The sequence below is a fragment of the Corynebacterium felinum genome (genome assembly GCF_030408755.1).
GTDB lineage: Bacteria > Actinomycetota > Actinomycetes > Mycobacteriales > Mycobacteriaceae > Corynebacterium > Corynebacterium felinum.
This window is the reverse complement of record NZ_CP047209.1, coordinates 1,720,306-1,738,133: the sequence shown is the minus strand read 5'-3', so window position 1 is coordinate 1,738,133 and position 17,828 is coordinate 1,720,306. Positions and strand designations below refer to the sequence as shown.

The following is a 17,828-nucleotide window of genomic DNA, read 5'->3' as shown; positions in this document are numbered from 1 at the left end:
GGCTTTAGGCCAGATAACGTTGACTATCAACACCGAACATCAGTCCTCGCACGCGCTCGAAAAGGGAACTGAGGCAACCTTCGACGTGACGCGCTGTGCACACGGGGGTGAAGGCATAGCAGTTTTCGACGGTCGTGTCGTCTTCATCCGCGGCGCCTACCCCGGTGATATCGTGCGCGCACAGATCCACACTGTGAAAAAGAACTTTGCCAAAGCTGAGCTTATCGAAGTGATGACACCGTCACCGTTGCGTGTTGCACAGCGATGCGAGGCTGCGGCGCAAGGCGCAGGCTGCTGCGATTTCGGGGATCTCGATCCGGAAAAAGAAGCTGAGTTCAAAGCAGAAATCGTGCGTGGCCAGCTGCAAAAAATTGGGCGCGTGAATCCGCTTCCACCTATTGAGGTCGTTGATCTCGCACCGAATGCTGGCTGGCGTAGTCGTGTGCGTTTGGGAGTTGATGCGCACGGTCGTGTGGGTGTGCGTAAGGCACAGTCGACCGATGTAGTTGCAGGTTTAACATGCGCTCAGGTGGTACCGGGACTGTGCGACGGTGTAATCGGTGCTGATGCTCAGCGATTCACCCCAGGTGCCGAGGTTATCGTTGTGCGTGACGACGCCGGTGCCCGCCACGTTGTCGAGGTGCGGAAAGCCTCCCGTGGGCGTCGCAGTGAAACAGTGACCAAGGTTTTAGAAGGTTCCGGTGTAGCAACGCAAAAGGTTGGGGCTTGGGACTTTGAGATCCCCGCGACGGCTTTCTGGCAGGCGCACACTGCAGCTGTGTCTGCCTACAGCACGCTCATCGCGCGGTGGGCACAACCTGCAGCAACCCAGGAAGATGCACAACGCCCGAGCCCCGTTGTTGCGTGGGACCTGTACGGTGGTGTGGGCGCATTCGCCCCAGCATTGTTTAACGCTTTGGGTAATGCTGTAGAGATTCACTCAGTGGAATCTTCCAAGAGTGCAGCACTAGCTGGGCGCAAGGTGTTGGGGGACAAAGTTGTTTTCCATTCGGCAACGGTTGAAAACGTGGTCAGCCAGCTGCCGAAGCCACAGGTAGTTGTGCTTGACCCACCGCGTGTGGGCGCGGGCGCACGTGTGATCGAAGCTGTGGCGCAGTCCCGCCCGAAACGCGTGATTCACATTGGCTGCGATCCGGCAACCTTTGCCCGCGATGTGTATACCTGGTCGCAGCAAGGCTATGAGTTGGCTGAAGCTGTTGTGTTTAATGCGTTCCCTGGCACTCATCACTGCGAAACAATTGGCCTGTTGTTGCCGAAAAGCTAACTGGGTCTAGCCCGCGGTTTGTGCTGTTTTCCGTGGTGGTTGAGGGTAGGATGTGTTTTCATTCACCGTAGAGTTCTTCTTTCATTGAAGATTCAGAGTAGGATAGTCGTAATATATCCAGCCCTCGACAATGTGCGTGAGCTGACACCTGACCAGATGGTGCATCAAGGTTAGTGTGTGCTGATGAAGTGCACACTTTGTGTGCTGTGTGGGTGTATTCATAGCAAGTGAATGCATGGCCTATCATGGTTTAAATCTGTGAATCATGAAAGTGGGGTGTTTTTTCTTCGTGCTGTTGTGGTTGGTGCTTTCTTCATTCTTATCCCCCGAGAAAGGGTACAAAGGTTTTCCCTCCGCCCATGAGTATTCTCTCTACTATTTCAGCCCCGGCTGACCTAAAGAACCTTGACTTAGGTCAACTTGAGCAGCTCTCTCATGAGATCCGCCAGTTCCTTGTGAGCAAGGTGTCGGTTACTGGCGGGCACCTAGGCCCGAATCTAGGTGTTGTGGAACTCACCATTGCCTTGCATCGGGTTTTTTCTTCCCCACAGGACCCGATTATTTTTGACACCAGCCATCAGTCTTATGTGCACAAGATCTTGACTGGCCGGGCGGATCAATTTGATACGCTGCGACAAAAAGGTGGTCTGAGTGGCTACACGTCGCGTGCAGAGTCAGAGCATGATTGGACTGAATCGTCACATGCTTCGGCCGCGTTGAGTTATGCCGACGGTTTGGCTAAAGCCTTTGAAATCAAGGGTGAAAAAGACCGCACTGTGGTTGCGGTGGTAGGCGATGGTGCCTTAACTGGCGGCATGTGTTGGGAAGCGCTGAACAACATTGCAGCGTCGAAGAAACGCAAAGTGGTCGTGGTAGTCAACGATAATGGCCGTAGTTATTCCCCAACTATTGGTGGTTTTGCGGAGAATTTGAAAAATCTGCGCATTCAAAGCTCCTATGACAAGGTCATGGAACATGGTAAGTCCACATTAAAATCCTTGGGTTGGGTGGGGGAGCGCACCTTTGAGGCCCTGCACGCTTTCAAGGAAGGCGTGAAGTCCACGGTGATCCCTACCGAAATGTTCAATGAGCTTGGCATGAAATATGTTGGCCCAGTAAATGGACATGATTCAAAAGCTCTTGAAGCTGCGCTTAAGTATGCACGCGATTTTGAGGGACCCTTGATTGTGCACGTGGTTACTGAGAAGGGTCGTGGTTACGCGCCGGCGGAAAACGATGTGGCGGAACTGATGCATTCAACTGGTGCCATCAACCCTGAGACCGGGTTGCCGCTGAAGATTAGCAAACCGGATTGGACCTCTGTTTTTAGTGCAGCTTTAGTGGAGGCTGGACAGCGCCGTGACGATATCGTTGCCATTACCGCGGCGATGGCTGGCCCAACTGGTTTGACTGCGTTTCAGCAGGAGTTCCCTGAGCGCTTTTTCGACGTCGGTATCGCTGAGCAGCATGCGTTGACCTCAGCTGCTGGTTTAGCTTTGGGTGGTTTGCATCCAGTTGTGGCTATTTACGCCACATTTTTAAACCGTGCGTTTGATCAGCTGTTGATGGATGTGGCATTGCTGAAGCAGCCGGTTACCGTGGTGCTCGACCGCGCTGGTGTGACTGGTTCAGATGGTGCGAGCCACAATGGTGTGTGGGATTTTTCGATCACGGGTACTGTTCCTGGTATCCGCGTGGCTGCGCCACGTGACGGTGTGCAGTTGAAAGAGCTTTTTGATGAAGCTCTTGAGGTTGCAGGACCCACGGTTGTGCGTTTCCCGAAGGGGGAGTTGGCTTCGCCTCGTGCGGCACTGTCTCGTTTGGCCGATGGCGTTGAGATTCTTCATGGTGAGCATTCTGCGCAGGGTGAGGATCAGCCGAAGGTACTGATTGTTGCAGTAGGCCCTATGGTTCACGCTGCGCTGTCGGCTGCTGTGCAGCTGGAGCAGCGAGGTTGCGCTGTCACGGTTGTGGATCCGCGGTGGGTTGTTCCCATTCCTGCGTCAGTGGTGGACTTGGCTCAATCACATGATGTGGTGATCACAGTTGAAGATGGTGTACTTCAAGGCGGTGTGGGGACGATGGTGGCGTCGGCCATGAGCACGGCAGGTATTGATACGCCGATTCGCCACTGTGCTTTCCCCATGATTTTCCCTGAGCATGCAACTCGCCCAGAGATTTTGGCGGACGTTGGCCTCGATGAGGCTGGGATTATTCAATCCTGTCGAAGCTGGGTTGAGGAACTGTTTCCGGCAACCACTCCAACTCATTAGGGACTTTCCACGCTAAAAGTCGCACACCCCACTGGTGGGTTGAGCCGCACAATTGTGAAGCGTTGAGGTTTTCACTTCCACGACCACTAGAACTTAAGCGGCTTCGGGAAAACTTGCCAGGTGGATCCGCGTGCATAAGAGTAAAGCCACCGTTGTGATATCACGGTGGCATTTTCAATATGCCCTAGAGGATGCGCAGGAATGCGCGCATACATAATTCTTGCTGCCACGGGCGCACCCCCACACTCTCCATGGCGGCTTGCAACTGCGCGCGGGAGGAAATGAGCCCTTCGTGCTTCATCTGCCACACTAACGTGCGCATATCGCCAGGGGAGATGAGATTTTCCAGCGGCAACTGATTTTTCTCCGCCACAACGTCCAACATGGTTTTCACACGATCCAAAGCGGAATACACAACCGGATAATCCGCCTGCAAACTCCGCTTATCCGGCACACCGCTAAACTTTGCGGCGTGATAAGCAATAACCTCTGCTGGCTTCGGCCAACTACGCCTATTACTCGCCTTGGCAAACGTGACTTCTCTAGCCCAGATGGTGGCGCTCTTACGCAACCGTGGCGGATAGTTCTTCACACTCATCACCTGGTGCGCGGCAGTCGGTAATTCAGCGGCTAAAGCAACCAGTGCGCGATCTGGCAGCAACGCAGACGGCGCAGTATCAGTCGAACGTGCCTGACGATCGCGCACCTCCCACAGATGCTTAGCCACCGCCAACTTCATCGGCGTGCGCAAATTGGACAAGCCCTTAAGATCAAGCCACGTTTTGGGGCTAAACTCATAGTGCGCAAAACGCTTCTGGATATGCGCACACTCCTGATCAGCCCACTCCACCTTATTCTGACGCTTCAAATCTTTAGCCATCGCACGCGCCAAGTCTAAAAGACACTCAACATCTAAAGCAGCATAGGCCAGCCATTCTTGGGGTAACGGACGCTTCGACCAATCCTCAGCACCATGCCCCTTGGCAAGATCTACACCACAGTAGTGGTTCACCATCGCAGCCAAATTCACCCGCTCGTGGCCAAGCAGCCGACCAGCCAATTCCGTATCAAACAACCGGCCGGGATACAGATCGAGGCGGGACAAACACGGCAGATCACTCGGGGCAGCATGAATAATCCAATCGGCACCACCAAGTACTGGCTGCAACGCTGCGGTAGTCGCAGTCGGTGACGATTCGACGTCGATAAGCACAGTGCCCGCACCCGCACGACGGATCTGTAATAAGAAAGCGCGGTCGTCGTAGCGGAAACCGCTCGCCCGCTCAGTATCAACAGCAAAAGGGCCATGGCCTAGCGCTAAAACATCAGCGGCCGCAAAAATCCCCGCTTCACCAGCAGACACCAACGGAACGCCATCACGAGGAACAGAAAGAAAATCGGGCATACAATGACTCACACACTTGAATAAGACAACAATTTGGTCAAATAAACAGCAACAAACAATGTGCAGCCACAACCCACACATAACCACGCACACACGCAGTGGCGAAGAAAAAACGCTTCAAACACTATGAGTTAAAAATACCAGTGCTTGAAGCGAAGAAAACACACCCCCACACTCACCTGCACAACAGAGAATCCGGGGAATACGAGCTTTAGCGACCCAACTGAGCGATCCCCTCAGGTGGAAGACCAGCAACATTAGCCAACACTTTGGAAAATGCCACCACATGCGGAGTTAAATTGATTCCTGACGCCGTCCACGAAGCACGCATCTCCAACTGATAGGCGGAGGGAGGGCCGCCAATCTCACCGAAACGAACGCTTGACGTCGAGGTGACAGTGCCGCCCAAATTCGTGTAATCAGCACCGCCTTCGCTCAAACCCTCCGTCAGCCACTGCCAAGCAACTTCAGGCAACAAGGGGTCGGAAGCAACAGCGTGATCCATATCAGCTTGAATGTAGGCGACCAGTCGCATGCTGCCATCCCACGCATCATCGGCGCCAGGATCGTGGAGCAAAATCAGACGACCAAAAGCGTCACCCTCAGCATCAGCGGGATTGACCAAATCCAACTCGCTGCCACGAATAACTTCCAAACCAATGGCATGGCTGAAAGGTGCGAGACGCTGCGGTGGGCGAATCGTGCCGAGCGAAATTTCGGGACGCAGCCGTGCCTGATGCATGGAATCAACCGCACGTGAAAAATCGTCAGGCGCGGAGTTGTCTGTGCCCTTATGCAGCGGTACTGCTTGCGGCGAATGTGGGGTTCCAGTCACGTGAAAAACGGTATCGAAAATTTATTGATAGGCGGGATTGCCACGCCGATGGTTCACTTCGAAAAGCACGCTCCCCATGATTAGGGTAGTCCGTGGCATGCTGTGTGAGTGTCCGGCGGGTAGTTGGTGCGTGAGATCTGGATAAGTTTGAGTGGGGGAGTTTTGCAAACATGTGCTTCGAACTGGGGATTTGTAGAGTTTTACGTGATATTACGTGAGGTCAGGTGAACCTATCCTTGTACAAAAGTAGGGTTTAGTACCACTGTTTGTTTAGTTGTTTTACTCAAACTTATGGTGGATACTTGGGGGAGTGTAAGCATCGATGTGCGTATAAAGAAGATGTGTGAACACACGTTTCTTTCCGGCGTGTTGAATGTTTACGTGTTGAATGGGGCCAAGCTGTGCTGCCGCTGGCGATGGCCCTGATCGCTATCTTTTAGAAGGTGAGTGGGAAAAACCATGGCTGAAAAACTGAATTACGACGAACTCAATAGCATGCAGCGTTATACGCAGTGGGCAGTGTTCCGTGCCATCCCAGGTGCATTGGGGACCGAACGTGACGAGATTATCGAACAGGCTCGCGCATTTTTCGCGCAGCTGGAGCAGCAGGGAACGGTTGTTGTTCGGGGCATTTATGATCTCGCAGGCTGCCGCGCCGATGCTGACTTTATGATTTGGTGGCATGCGGAAGAATTCGATGATGTTCAGAAAGCTTTTGCCGATTTCCGTCGAGAGACATCATTGGGCCAGTTGACGGAAGTCAGCTGGATTGGTAACGGTTTGCACCGACCAAGTGAGTTCAACAAGTCCCACCTTCCAAGCTTCATCATGGGTGAGGAGCCTGGCGCGTGGATTACGGTATACCCATTCGTGCGTTCCTACGATTGGTATGTAATGGATCCGAAGGATCGTCGCCGGATTCTTGCCGAGCACGGTATGCAAGCGCGTGATTTCCCAGACGTGCGAGCCAATACCGTTCCATCCTTTGCATTGGGTGATTACGAGTGGATGCTTGCCTTCGAGGCACCGCAGCTGCACCGCATTGTTGATTTGATGCACCAAATGCGTTACACAGAGGCACGTTTGCACGTGCGTGAGGAAATCCCGTTCTTCAGTGGTCGCCGAGTAGGCGATATTGCTGAACTGGTGCGCGTTTTGCCTTAAGTATTTACACAAAAAACTACGGTTACTTTCCCGCTGTATGGAGAAAGTAACCGTAGTTTTTATTTGTTATTAGTTGTCGTCGGTTGCTGTTTCGATAGGCTTTTCCTCAAGGCTAAGGCAGATGGAGTTAATGCAGTAACGCAGGTTTGTGGGGGTATCGTAGCCTTCGCCGGAGAAGACGTGGCCAAGGTGGGATTCACATGTGGCGCATAACACTTCGGTGCGGACCATGCCATGGCTAAGATCTTGGCGCTCGATGATCTTGTCGCCGGCAAGGGGCGAGAAGAAGGAGGGCCAACCACAGTGGGATTGAAATTTTTCACTGGAGCGGAAAAGCTCGGTGTTGCATGCTTTGCAGGAATAGACACCCTCGGTGGTGGTGTTGGTGTACTCGCCGATATGTGGTGCTTCGGTGCCTGCTTGGCGTAGTACGCGGTATTCCTCGTCGTTGAGGCGCTCACGCCACTGCGCGTCGGTGATGAGCTTGAAGTCGGTCATGTTTTCTCCTGTATTCGTGGGTGGATTGGATTGGGTTTGCCCACTTGCTGGGTTTTGAGGATAGAGGTGAAAAACCTAGGTCGTGGTGGTTGTTTCATTCAACCCTGGGTGGATCTGTTTTTATTCCCACGGTGTGCTTTATCTTCCCACCACCACAGTATGGCGGTGGCGCTGATGGCAATGATGAGAATAGCCCAGCCAGTGGTGGCTTGGAATACGTTAAGCCATCGGCCCAAGTTGGGGTAGTTGACGAGGGTGAAGTCGAAGGGGGTGAGGCTAAAAAATGCGCCCAACCACCCAGCTGCGCTGTGCATGACTGAGCGTGAGCGCAGGACGGTAAACAGGAGGGGGAACAGGAGGATGGAGTAGTACATTTGCCCGAGGGCAGACAGGAAGAAGACTCCAGTCAGTAGCAGGGAGGTAGTGGTGATCATCCATACGAGGGGGTCGGCATTGCGGATGCGCAGAAGGAAGATAATACCGACGATGATGGTGAGGGCAAAGAGGATGAAAAGCCCGGTTTCAACGATGCTGGGGATGGAAAAGTAGGTGGAGAATCCGCGCATGGAGGCGTTGGCGTAGTTGCGAACTTCTTTGAGGTAGGGGATTGTGCGGTGGATGTAGTTGTTTGCCCCTGGTACGAGAAACCATCCGAGGAGATTAAAGGCTGCAGGTACGCCGATACCGAGGATGATAGTGCTGATTTGGCCTCGGATAAAGGGCAAGAACAGTAGTGGCAGGAAGATGGGTTTAATGAGAATCGCAAGCCCAATGATGATTACGGCGGTGATGCTTTTCTTGCGGTGAAGCGCCCAGATGTAGCAGGTGAGTGCTAGAAAGAGGATGCCGTTGATGTTGGCGAAAATAAGGGTGCTCTGGACTGCTTCGGTGAGGAATGCAATCGTTAGCGCAACGGGAAAGATAGCGGATTTCAAGCTGTAGTGAAACAGTCTCGTAAGTAGTGCTAGTCCTGCGATAATGGCGAGTGCGTTGACGATGATGAAGATCATTCGTGCAACGGTGATGTTGTCGAAATACGCCAGTGGTGACAGCAACAAGGTGGCACCGGGGTTGTAAAGGTAGTGGGGGTCGACATAGTAGTAGGTTTCGCTGTAAACGTCGATGCCGTCGATGTGGCGGCGGAGTGCTTGGTAGACAGTCGTGTAGTCGTCGGTAATGGAGCCGTTGGCGGCGAGGAAGAACACGCGGTGCACGATGGTGAGAATCGCGATCGGCCACAGCGCGATTGTTGCGAGCGCATCTATGCGGGTGCGCTGGGGTGTGTCGGGCGCTGTGGGGGCGTTGTGCGGGCTGGTCCATATGTGCTGGAGGCGGTGGGTGAGTGTGGGTGTCACGGGGCTGGGCTTGGTCTTCCTTGTGTGGTTTTTTTCTTCTGAGTGTCTACTTTATCGTGTTCGGCGTTGGTAGCGGAGGAAGAGCAGACCGTCGTCGCTTGTGGCTGTGGCTTCGAGTTGGAGGTGGTGGGTGTATGAGGTGGTTGCGGGAAAAAGTGGGTGTGTGGTGGGCTGTTGGATGCGCGGGCTGATGCTTAAGTGGAGGGTGTCGATGAGGTTGTGGTGCAAGATGTCTGCGAGTGTTGTGGGCCCGCCTTCGACCGTGATGCGAGGGTAGCCGCGGCGTTTGAGTTCTTTTATGCAGGCCTGCGGTGTGAGGTTGGGGATGTCGATAATGGTCACGCCGTGTTCGTTGAGTGCGTGTCGACGCCGTCGCCACGTTGAGTGCTCGATACTGGTTTGGTGGGGGTTTGTGAAGATAAGTGGTGGCGCAGCGGCGTGAATGAAAGGGGAGTGTGTGTCAAAGTTCAAGCTGTTGCTCAGCGTGGCAATAGGTGGGACGGCGGCTTGGTTTAAGCGCTTACGCCTAAGCTGCGTGCGTTCATCGAGAACTGCGCCTTTATAGTTTTCGCTACGGATCGTCTGCGCCCCGACGAAGATGACGTCAGCCCACGCGCGCAAACCATGAAGAATAGATTGGTCAACGGTGTTGCCAAGTGCGCCACTGGTGCCGTTACTTGTGCTCGAGCCATCCAGGCTCATAATTGCACACGCCCGCACCCCATGCGTGGAGTCCTGTGTGTTAAGAAGAAACTCACGCTGGCTATCAGTAGGTTCGCAGTGGGCGGGCAAACAAATAGGCAAGTGTTCTGGCAGGGAGCTCATGGGGCTAGTGTAGCGGTTTGTTTCCCCCAAGAACGGCCACATAAATACAGAATCGAAAACCCTGCGAGAAGTCCTCTCGTCGGATTTTGGAATCTCTGGTGGTAAATGTAAAAAACCCAGAAGAAAAATCTTCTGGGTAATTGTGGTCCTAGCTGGGATCGAACCAGCGACCTTTCCGGTGTGAACGGAACGCTCTTCCACTGAGCCATAGGACCATAAAGCACTAACAAGCTGTTGTTGCTTCGGCACAAAATTTAACACGAACTTCCCCCGTTCGCATAATTACACACATGGAATCCATAAAAAGACCAGTTCATGCACGTTTCCATGGGGGAGTAGGGCACGATTTTATTAAGCGAAGTCAAGGCACGATCGGAATAATCCGATTACAACCTCAGCTATGAACAAGCGAGTGCCACCTCAGCTATGTGCGGTCGATGATAATACGGGAGACAACCAACACCGCTGTACATACGGGAGAAGACCAACACGGCTGTAAATAAGGATGTAAACGCATCCACAGGCAGCACCCACATTCCCTAGTGATAGCTCACTTCACCTCAACACGAGCAACGCGCATCCGCCACCATCTTTCCCCAAAAACCCGCCCACCATTGGTGCTGAATGCCAATGATCGCAAACCCAGTAAACCCTCAACCCACATTCATCCAGACCAAGCGGGAAGCTGCGCACAAATGCTCTGCATTCCTCACCCCACGCTCAACCTGCTCCACAAGCCTTGCCATATACAGATGCACATACAGATATAGACGCCAAGTAAACACGCTAGGCGGAACCCAAGTACTTGGACTTCAAGTACTTGGACTTAAGGAAATAACAAGCACCCAATCGAACAAACATCATGATGAGGCAATGAAAAACACAAAATGAACCACAGGGCAAAGACATCCGTCCTCGTGTAGGGACACTGCGTTATATGGGACATTGCGTTGCGAACAATCGGGAACCCGCCACTACTTACTACTTGAGCCACGCTCCCTAGCTACTCGCGAACCTCGACGCGAGCGCCCCCAAACACATAGCTCGCTACAAAACTCCAGCGAAACACAAGCAGAAAAAACAACACCCAAGCGCAGACTCGCTAAAAAGGCGCACCAAACAACAGCTCGCCGCACCTCCGATAAATTGACGCCTACCGCACCACATAAACAACTGATACCTTGCGACCATCCCCGCGCCAGCCACATTAGGCAGCCAAACATCGCCAAACACAACAACTGCCCTTATAGAAACACACCCCATTTGAATGCCGCGGCACACGCACGCAGATACCGAAGGCAAACCCGAGACGACGTCGACACGCACAAAACCCACACACCCGCACTTTTGCAAGCGCGCCGGGTCCAATGGACAAGCGATGTGATTGTGCAAAGACTCGCGCAATCAAGCACCGGCCATGCGAGCTAGGGCATGGGGATAGTGGCAGCAAGGGGATCGGCGAGAAAGGTGGCGTGCAGGAAGCGGAGCAGGAGGGTGAGTAACGGCGCGGCAAGAAAGCGGAAGACAGGTGGCGTGGGGGACTGGGGAGATTAAAAAAACTAGGAAAGCGGGTGCGGAATCGTTGAAATGGGGGCAAAAGTGGGGCAAAAGCCCACGAATTACAGCGATGTAGTTTTTCCTCACTGGGGACAATGATCCTAAAACATGCTCCGAACTGGGGATTTGCGAAAACCCTGAGAACGCAATAAAGTACTTTCTCGCACCGCAAACAACGGCTTCCAGCAGAACGAAGGAAGTTGAAGTTGCTCAAGGTGCAATGCGGATGTAGCGCAGTTGGTAGCGCATCACCTTGCCAAGGTGAGGGTCGCGAGTTCGAGTCTCGTCATCCGCTCCAACATTCACTTGTGAATGTTTAGCCCGAAAGCGCGTTTAGCTCAGCGGGAGAGCGCTTCCCTGACACGGAAGAGGTCACTGGTTCAATCCCAGTATCGCGCACACAGAGCATGGTAAGCTCTTTAAAAAAATACATGCGGATGTAGCGCAGTTGGTAGCGCATCACCTTGCCAAGGTGAGGGTCGCGAGTTCGAGTCTCGTCATCCGCTCAGGTACTTTCTTACGAGGTACTCACAGGGGCAGGAATGCCACGGTGGAATGGCCGAGTGGTGAGGCAACGGTCTGCAAAACCGTGCACACGGGTTCGATTCCCGTTTCCACCTCCACCAAAGCGCGTTTAGCTCAGCGGGAGAGCGCTTCCCTGACACGGAAGAGGTCACTGGTTCAATCCCAGTATCGCGCACACAGAGCATGATAAGCTCTTTAAAAAATACATGCGGATGTAGCGCAGTTGGTAGCGCATCACCTTGCCAAGGTGAGGGTCGCGAGTTCGAGTCTCGTCATCCGCTCAGAAGAAAAGCCTTTCCCGATAAAAAGGGAAAGGCTTTTCGCGGTTCGCCCGACATGGGCATGTTCTTAAGGGTGTGAGTCCCTGATAGTGAAGGTGGTTTAACTATGTAGCTGATGGCAACTGCAGCATCGTGAGGTGTTGTGGGGAGGAAGCTTCAAGCGAAATCCTGCACCGAGGTATACGAATCACATATAAGGCGCGCTGATCTGGGTAAGGCTGCCGAAGAAGTCGAAGCCCGTTCCATCGAAGTGGTTAGTGCGTAGATGTGGCGGTTGTAGGAGGAAAGAGCATGTTCTTAATCGGGGAGGCCTGTCACAGACTGTGCCAAGTAGGTGTGGTAAGCCCTGTTGTGGGTTGGTGTGGTAGGAGTCAGCCGAGGTCATAGTACTCGTGGGAGACACCGCGGTCCGCGGTAGCCCTTATGGTGGGTGAGCGAGGAAGGACTGAACTTTACATTGTTGAGTATGGAACCTGGATTGTAGTTATGCATAACGGTGAAAGCTGCCAACCACGTGTGTGTGGGCATTATGGGGAGGATAGGGTGAATCCCGACGATAGCCATGGTGTGCTTAGTTGTGTGTCTGCCGATGTAGGGGAAGTGTCAACTGGTGCGGGTGCTGATCTGTGGAATCAAGTCTTTTCAGGTGGCAATCTCCGCACTGCATTAGAGCGGGTTAAGACGAATAAGGGTGCTGCTGGTGTGGACGGGGTAGGTGTTGAGGATATTGACGTTTATCTGCGCGAACACTGGAGTGGCATTCGTGAGCGTCTTGACGCGGGAACGTATAAGCCGTTGCCGGTTCGTGAGGTGATGATCCTAAAGCCTTCGGGTGGTTGGCGTATGCTTGGTGTTCCGACTGTTGTTGATCGTGTGATTTGTCAGGCGATCGCGCAGGTACTTACGCCTATCTTTGATGTGGGGTTTGTGCCTGTGTCTTTTGGTTTCAGGCCTCAACGTAGCGCACATATGGCGTTAAAGACCGCACGTGGGTTTCTTAACGAGGGGTATGTGTGGGTTGTTGAGGTTGATTTGTCGAAGTATTTCGACACGGTTAATCACGACATGTTGATGTCGAGGGTGGCTCGTAAGGTTGACGATAAGCGCGTGTTGAAGCTTATTCGGGCGTATTTAAACGCTGGGATTATGGCTGATGGTGTTGTTCGGTGTAGTGATGCAGGGACTCCGCAGGGGTCACCGTTATCGCCGTTGTTGAGCAATATCATGTTGGATGATTTTGATCATTATCTTGCATCTAAGGGCACGAAGTTTGTTCGTTATGCTGATGATATTCGGGTCTTTGTTCGTTCCAAGCGTGCTGCGCAGCGTGCGCTTGCCCAGTCTGGGAAGTTTCTGGAGGGGAAGTTAAAGCTGCGGGTTAATCAGGAGAAGTCCACTATTTGTCATGCGATTAAGGCGGAGCTTTTAGGCTATGGGTTCTATCTGGTTCGTGGTGATCAGTATCGGTTTCGACTTACTAAGGCCACGAAGGTGAGGGTTTTAGCCCGAGTGAAAGAGCTTACGGCAAGATCGTGGTCGGTGTCGATGGAGTATCGCATTGACCGGTTAAACAAATATTTGCGTGGATGGCTTGGTTATTTCGCGTTGGCGGATGCGAAGGTGTTTCTTAACCGGCTGGATGAGCATCTTCGTCGTCGACTGCGGATGTGCGTATGGAAGCAGTGGAAACGTATCCGAACGCGGATACGGAACCTCTGCCGCTTGGGTGTGGATAAACAAAAGGCCTATGAGTGGGCTAATACCAGTAAGTCCTACTGGCGTATCGCTGGCTCGTGGGTGCTTACAACCACGCTTACTAATGCGTATTGGAATGACCAGAACCTCGTATCAGCCGTGGCGTATTGGAACTATAAGCACAGTCAATACTCTGTATTGGTGTAAGGAACCGCCGTATGCGATGAACCTCACGTACGGTGGTGTGAGAGGGCTGCCGGGAAACCCGGCACCCTACTCGATTACCCGCAACTATTGTGCCAAAACTGGGTTGAAGATTAAAGGACAAGCTTAAAAGCAGGGCTTAGGGGACAAGCTAAAAAGCAACAAGCAAGTACTCGTTCACTCAAGTGCTGCAGTCACCTGGGAAGACGGTGCGCCGTCAGTTCGGCACGATTGTTGAGCCTAACGCGACGTTCGGGGAAAGAGGCGCGACAGTGGGCGCGATATTCTTCGACAGTACGATATAAACATTTGTGACATGGAAGCGATAAACCGCAGCAGATGAACAGACAATAATAAGCCGGGGCTACAACAAGTGCGAGTAAGCAGCGCGGAATAACGTCGTATCATCTCGTGTCAAAAGTTGTACGGGTGTGTGCGAAAATACGACAAAAAGCTGAGAAACGCACCACAATTAAAAACCCAAAGATTGCGATAAACAGGTAAAACGTTACTCAGTGGCCTTTGTGAAAAAAGTTAGGGAACTAAACCGCAATCCGCACCGACTACTATAGTGACCGAGCGCGTGCGCCACGAAGATATCACCGATGGACCCTCCACCAAGAAGGTTGGTCGATGAATTGTTGTGGTGTACGCGTGACGTTATGGAAACCGAAACAAACCCACAAGGGAGTGTGCGCAACACATGCAAAGGAAAACGCTCAAGCAGCGCCTCGCAGCTTCCAGCTTGGCAGCAGGGCTGACCCTCGCAGGAGCAACCACCTTCAGCATTGCCAGCCAGCACAACCACGCCTGGGCACACGATGCAGTAGTAGGTGGCAAACCTTTCGACGGCGAAACCCTCGAAACAATGCCAGACACACTCGTGCTGGAATTTTCAGGCGAACCCAAAAACGGGTTCAACACCATGGCAGTCAGTGACGCCAACAAAAATGTCCTCTTCAGTGGTGAACCCACCGTCGAAGGTCGAAATATCAGCATCAAAGTTCCAGACAACATCGAATTCCCACCAGGCGAATACACCATCGGTTTCCAAATCACCTCCTCCGACGGGCACTCCACCCGCGGAAAAACTAACTTCTTCATCAGTGATTCAGCCCAGCAAACACCCACGCCAACAACCAAAAACACCCCAGCGGAAACAACAGCCCAAACAGGTGACCCAGTGATAGATGGGATCACCGCCGCCGGATTCGGAGGCGTATGGTTGTGGGTGGCTGCAGCAATCGGGGTTTGTGCCCTCATCGCACTGGCAGTCATGACCATCATGCGGAACAAGAAATAACCACCCGCACACAATCACAGGTAGGGCATCAAAACGGCGCTACTACGAAGAAAACAGCCCACACCCTCGCCAACAGATGGCAGGCGTGGAAACACCAGAAAGTTGATATAAGTATGTCTTTGAAACTCAACCGTCGCGCAGGACTTGCACTGACCGCCGTTACCGTCGCCGGACTTTTGCTGGCAGGCTGCTCCAACTCCGCACAAGACTCCACCGCAAAGGTAGACACCGCCTCCAGTGCAGCAGCAACCACCTCCGCTACCGCAACCGAAGCACAGAAGATCACCTTCACTGACTCCTACATCAAGGCAATGGCCCCCGGTGCTGACATGACCGCAGTCTTCGGCGTTTTGCACAACAATACTGACAAGGACATCAACATCGTTGCCTTCAAGGCAGACATTGATGCCGATGTATTTGAACTTCATGAGGTCGTTGACGGCAAGATGCGCATGAAGGAAGGCGGTTTCATTATCCCAGCAGGTCAAGACTATGTCCTTGAACCAGGCTCCGACCACTTGATGATCATGAACGTCCATGACCCAATCGAAGCTGGCGAAGACACCGACATCACCATCACCCTAGCCGACGGCACGGAGCTGTCCTTCGAGAACATCCCAGCCCGCACCATCGCATCCGGCGACGAAGAATACGTCGGCGGACACGGTGAGCACGGCAGCCACGGTGACTCCAAAGACAAGCACTAAAAACACCCACCACACGGTGCAAAAACTTGGCTCTTGTGGTGAATTCACCGCAACGGGATTCACCACAATGAGCCACCACCATGCTCAAACGTGAAGCATGGTACACACAATCAGAGATTTCACGACTGTGAAAAAAGCTGTACTCCACTACTCGTGGCACACTCACCTGCAAATCTGTACATTCCTTCGCTTGCACACCACTAGGCAAGGACTACAGGTTTTTTCTCAATCGTGAAACCCTGCCAGCTGCACAAAAATGCGCAGCACAACACTCACAGACACACATTCAAGGGTCGAAAAATAACCATGTCCTCGCTTTGCCCACACAACGCCAACGACAACAATCGCCACCACGAACCTTCCGGTCCCGTACTTAGCCGCCGCAATTTCATGCTCGGCGCCTCAGTTGCCTCCTCAGCAGTAGCGCTCGCCGCCTGCAGCAACGCAGTCACCGCAAGCACCGATTCCTCCGCGGAACAAGCTGCTGACCCGCAACTACACCTCACCACTGCGACGGTGCCTTTCGACGGCGAACATCAGGCGGGCGTCGATACGCCAGGGCAAGCCCACGTCAACGTCATCGCTTTTAGCCTTCGTGCCGGAAACAACGCCGAATCCGTCTCCCGTCTGCTGAAACTCTGGACCGAAGATGCACGACGCCTCACCCAAGGTGAAAACCCCCTCGGATCTCTCGAACCAGAAATGACAACCACGCCCGCAAATCTGACCATTACCTGCGGATTCGGGCCCCGTTTCTTCGATATCATCGGCAAACCAGAGCAACGCCCTGAATGGTTAGCGCCACTACCAAAATTCAGCGAAGACAAACTCGACCCAGCCTGGGGCGACTCCGACATCGTCCTGCAAGTGTGCTGCGACGACCCCGTCACCCTTGCCTTTGCAACGCGACACATGCACCGCGCAGCAGTCGACTTCGCTCAAATCCAATGGATGCAGCAAGGATTCCTCACAGCCAACGGCTCCCGAAAACCAGAATCCACCCCACGTAACCTCTTCGGACAGCTCGACGGCACAGTAAACCCACGAAAAGATGAAGAATACGACGACTACGTCTGGATCAACTCCACCAAACAAGCACCCAAGTGGGCACAAGGCGGAACCTGCATGGTCGTACGACGAATCAATATGGACCTCGACCGCTGGGAAATCCTTGACCGTTTCTCCCGCGAAGAATCGATGGGACGTTTCCTCCACAACGGTGCGCCGCTGACAGGCACTGACGAATTCGACCCAGCGGATTTCGAAGCCCGCGACGACTACGGTCTACCTGTCATCGACCCCCGCAGCCATATGGCACTGGCGGCACCAGCTGCAAACGAACCCAAGCAGCGCATGCGACGCCGCGCCTACAACTACGATGAAGCCCCAATTCCAGGCTCAGACCAGTCATCCAATGCAGGTCTTATCTTCATCTGCTTCCAGCAAAATCCACTGACACAATTTGTTCCCATCCAGCAGCGCCTCAACGACGGCGACCGCTTGAACGAATGGATCACCCACATCGGATCGGCAGTCTATGTTATCCCTCCAGGAACATCGGAGAATGAAAGCACTCGTGACACCTACTGGGGTCAGTCCTTGCTGGAATCTTAAGGTGCACATCAGCTAGGATAAACCTGTTACCCACCTTCAAATCTTATGCAATGATCTCGCTTGGGATTCTCGTGGTCTTCAAAGCGTCGATCCTGTGGGGTGCGAGACTTCCATCCACTTTCGTTGGGTGTTCTCGAGCCCCACTTTTGCATTTTCGCATCACTATGTGATGAAAAACACTGAAGCAAGTATCCCCACATCGTGTGTAGACACAGTTTGCCCTATCAACGCTGGATACAACGTTTACCGCCGTTTCTACCAGTACTAACTGTGAACCTCACACAATGGGGGAGCTTGTTCTG

Annotated in this window: 12 protein-coding genes and 7 tRNA genes; 13 read left to right on the top strand and 6 right to left on the bottom strand. The window is 53.1% G+C overall.

All coding sequences use genetic code 11. The features are described from left to right. Positions 1-19 precede the first annotated feature (19 nt). Positions 20-1,285 carry a class I SAM-dependent RNA methyltransferase gene (locus CFELI_RS07455; protein WP_374724732.1) on the top strand — a complete coding sequence of 422 codons (1,266 nt, stop codon included), beginning with the start codon at positions 20-22 and terminating at the stop codon, positions 1,283-1,285. A 359-nt stretch (positions 1,286-1,644) separates the two neighbouring features. After that, positions 1,645-3,558 (top strand): 1-deoxy-D-xylulose-5-phosphate synthase, encoded by a 1,914-nt coding sequence (gene dxs, locus CFELI_RS07450; protein WP_277105029.1) that lies wholly within the window; start codon positions 1,645-1,647, stop codon positions 3,556-3,558. Positions 3,559-3,742: 184 nt separating this feature from the next. On the opposite strand, the gene CFELI_RS07445 is transcribed toward dxs, so the two are convergent. Continuing rightward, on the bottom strand, positions 3,743-4,963 hold the full coding sequence (locus tag CFELI_RS07445; RefSeq protein WP_277105030.1) for an HRDC domain-containing protein: 1,221 nt from the start codon (positions 4,961-4,963) through the stop codon (positions 3,743-3,745). A gap of 211 nt (positions 4,964-5,174) precedes the next feature. Then, positions 5,175-5,798: a DUF3000 domain-containing protein gene (locus tag CFELI_RS07440; protein ID WP_374724731.1), complete on the bottom strand. Its 624-nt coding sequence runs from the start codon at positions 5,796-5,798 to the stop codon at positions 5,175-5,177. Positions 5,799-6,257: 459 nt separating this feature from the next. Between CFELI_RS07440 and hemQ the strand changes: the two genes are divergently transcribed. Continuing rightward, the gene (gene hemQ, locus CFELI_RS07435) at positions 6,258-6,962 is read left to right on the top strand and encodes a hydrogen peroxide-dependent heme synthase (RefSeq protein ID WP_277105031.1); all 705 of its coding nucleotides are present in this window, start codon (positions 6,258-6,260) and stop codon (positions 6,960-6,962) included. A gap of 69 nt (positions 6,963-7,031) precedes the next feature. On the opposite strand, the gene msrB is transcribed toward hemQ, so the two are convergent. The 4 genes from msrB to CFELI_RS07415 form a co-directional block, all read right to left on the bottom strand. Further along, positions 7,032-7,460: a peptide-methionine (R)-S-oxide reductase MsrB gene (msrB, locus tag CFELI_RS07430; RefSeq protein WP_277105032.1), complete on the bottom strand. Its 429-nt coding sequence runs from the start codon at positions 7,458-7,460 to the stop codon at positions 7,032-7,034. Between the two features lie 98 nt (positions 7,461-7,558). Then, positions 7,559-8,815, bottom strand: coding sequence for a glycosyltransferase family 87 protein (locus CFELI_RS07425; protein ID WP_277105033.1), 1,257 nt, complete (start codon positions 8,813-8,815; stop codon positions 7,559-7,561). 51 nt (positions 8,816-8,866) lie between these two features. After that, positions 8,867-9,640 carry a pyrimidine reductase family protein gene (locus CFELI_RS07420; RefSeq protein WP_277105034.1) on the bottom strand — a complete coding sequence of 258 codons (774 nt, stop codon included), beginning with the start codon at positions 9,638-9,640 and terminating at the stop codon, positions 8,867-8,869. 143 nt (positions 9,641-9,783) lie between these two features. Next, a tRNA-Val gene (locus CFELI_RS07415) sits at positions 9,784-9,855 on the bottom strand. A gap of 1,564 nt (positions 9,856-11,419) precedes the next feature. On the opposite strand from CFELI_RS07415, the gene CFELI_RS07410 reads away from it, so the two are divergent. From CFELI_RS07410 to CFELI_RS07365, 10 genes are all read left to right on the top strand, one after another. Further along, positions 11,420-11,495: transfer RNA gene (locus CFELI_RS07410), tRNA-Gly, on the top strand. A gap of 29 nt (positions 11,496-11,524) precedes the next feature. Then, positions 11,525-11,596, top strand: a tRNA-Val gene (locus CFELI_RS07405). 34 nt (positions 11,597-11,630) lie between these two features. Next, a tRNA-Gly gene (locus CFELI_RS07400) sits at positions 11,631-11,703 on the top strand. 43 nt (positions 11,704-11,746) lie between these two features. Next, positions 11,747-11,820 (top strand) — tRNA-Cys (locus tag CFELI_RS07395). A gap of 5 nt (positions 11,821-11,825) precedes the next feature. Next, positions 11,826-11,897: transfer RNA gene (locus tag CFELI_RS07390), tRNA-Val, on the top strand. A 33-nt stretch (positions 11,898-11,930) separates the two neighbouring features. Beyond that, positions 11,931-12,003, top strand: a tRNA-Gly gene (locus tag CFELI_RS07385). Between the two features lie 579 nt (positions 12,004-12,582). Next, positions 12,583-13,905 carry a group II intron reverse transcriptase/maturase gene (gene ltrA, locus CFELI_RS07380; protein WP_290258958.1) on the top strand — a complete coding sequence of 441 codons (1,323 nt, stop codon included), beginning with the start codon at positions 12,583-12,585 and terminating at the stop codon, positions 13,903-13,905. A 700-nt stretch (positions 13,906-14,605) separates the two neighbouring features. Next, positions 14,606-15,205: a copper resistance CopC family protein gene (locus CFELI_RS07375; protein WP_277105039.1), complete on the top strand. Its 600-nt coding sequence runs from the start codon at positions 14,606-14,608 to the stop codon at positions 15,203-15,205. Positions 15,206-15,318: 113 nt separating this feature from the next. Next, positions 15,319-15,912, top strand: a complete 594-nt coding sequence (locus CFELI_RS07370) for a copper chaperone PCu(A)C (RefSeq protein ID WP_277105040.1) — start codon at positions 15,319-15,321, stop codon at positions 15,910-15,912. A gap of 306 nt (positions 15,913-16,218) precedes the next feature. After that, complete coding sequence (locus tag CFELI_RS07365; RefSeq protein ID WP_277105041.1) at positions 16,219-17,526, top strand: Dyp-type peroxidase; 1,308 nt, start codon at positions 16,219-16,221, stop codon at positions 17,524-17,526. Positions 17,527-17,828: the final 302 nt, after the last annotated feature.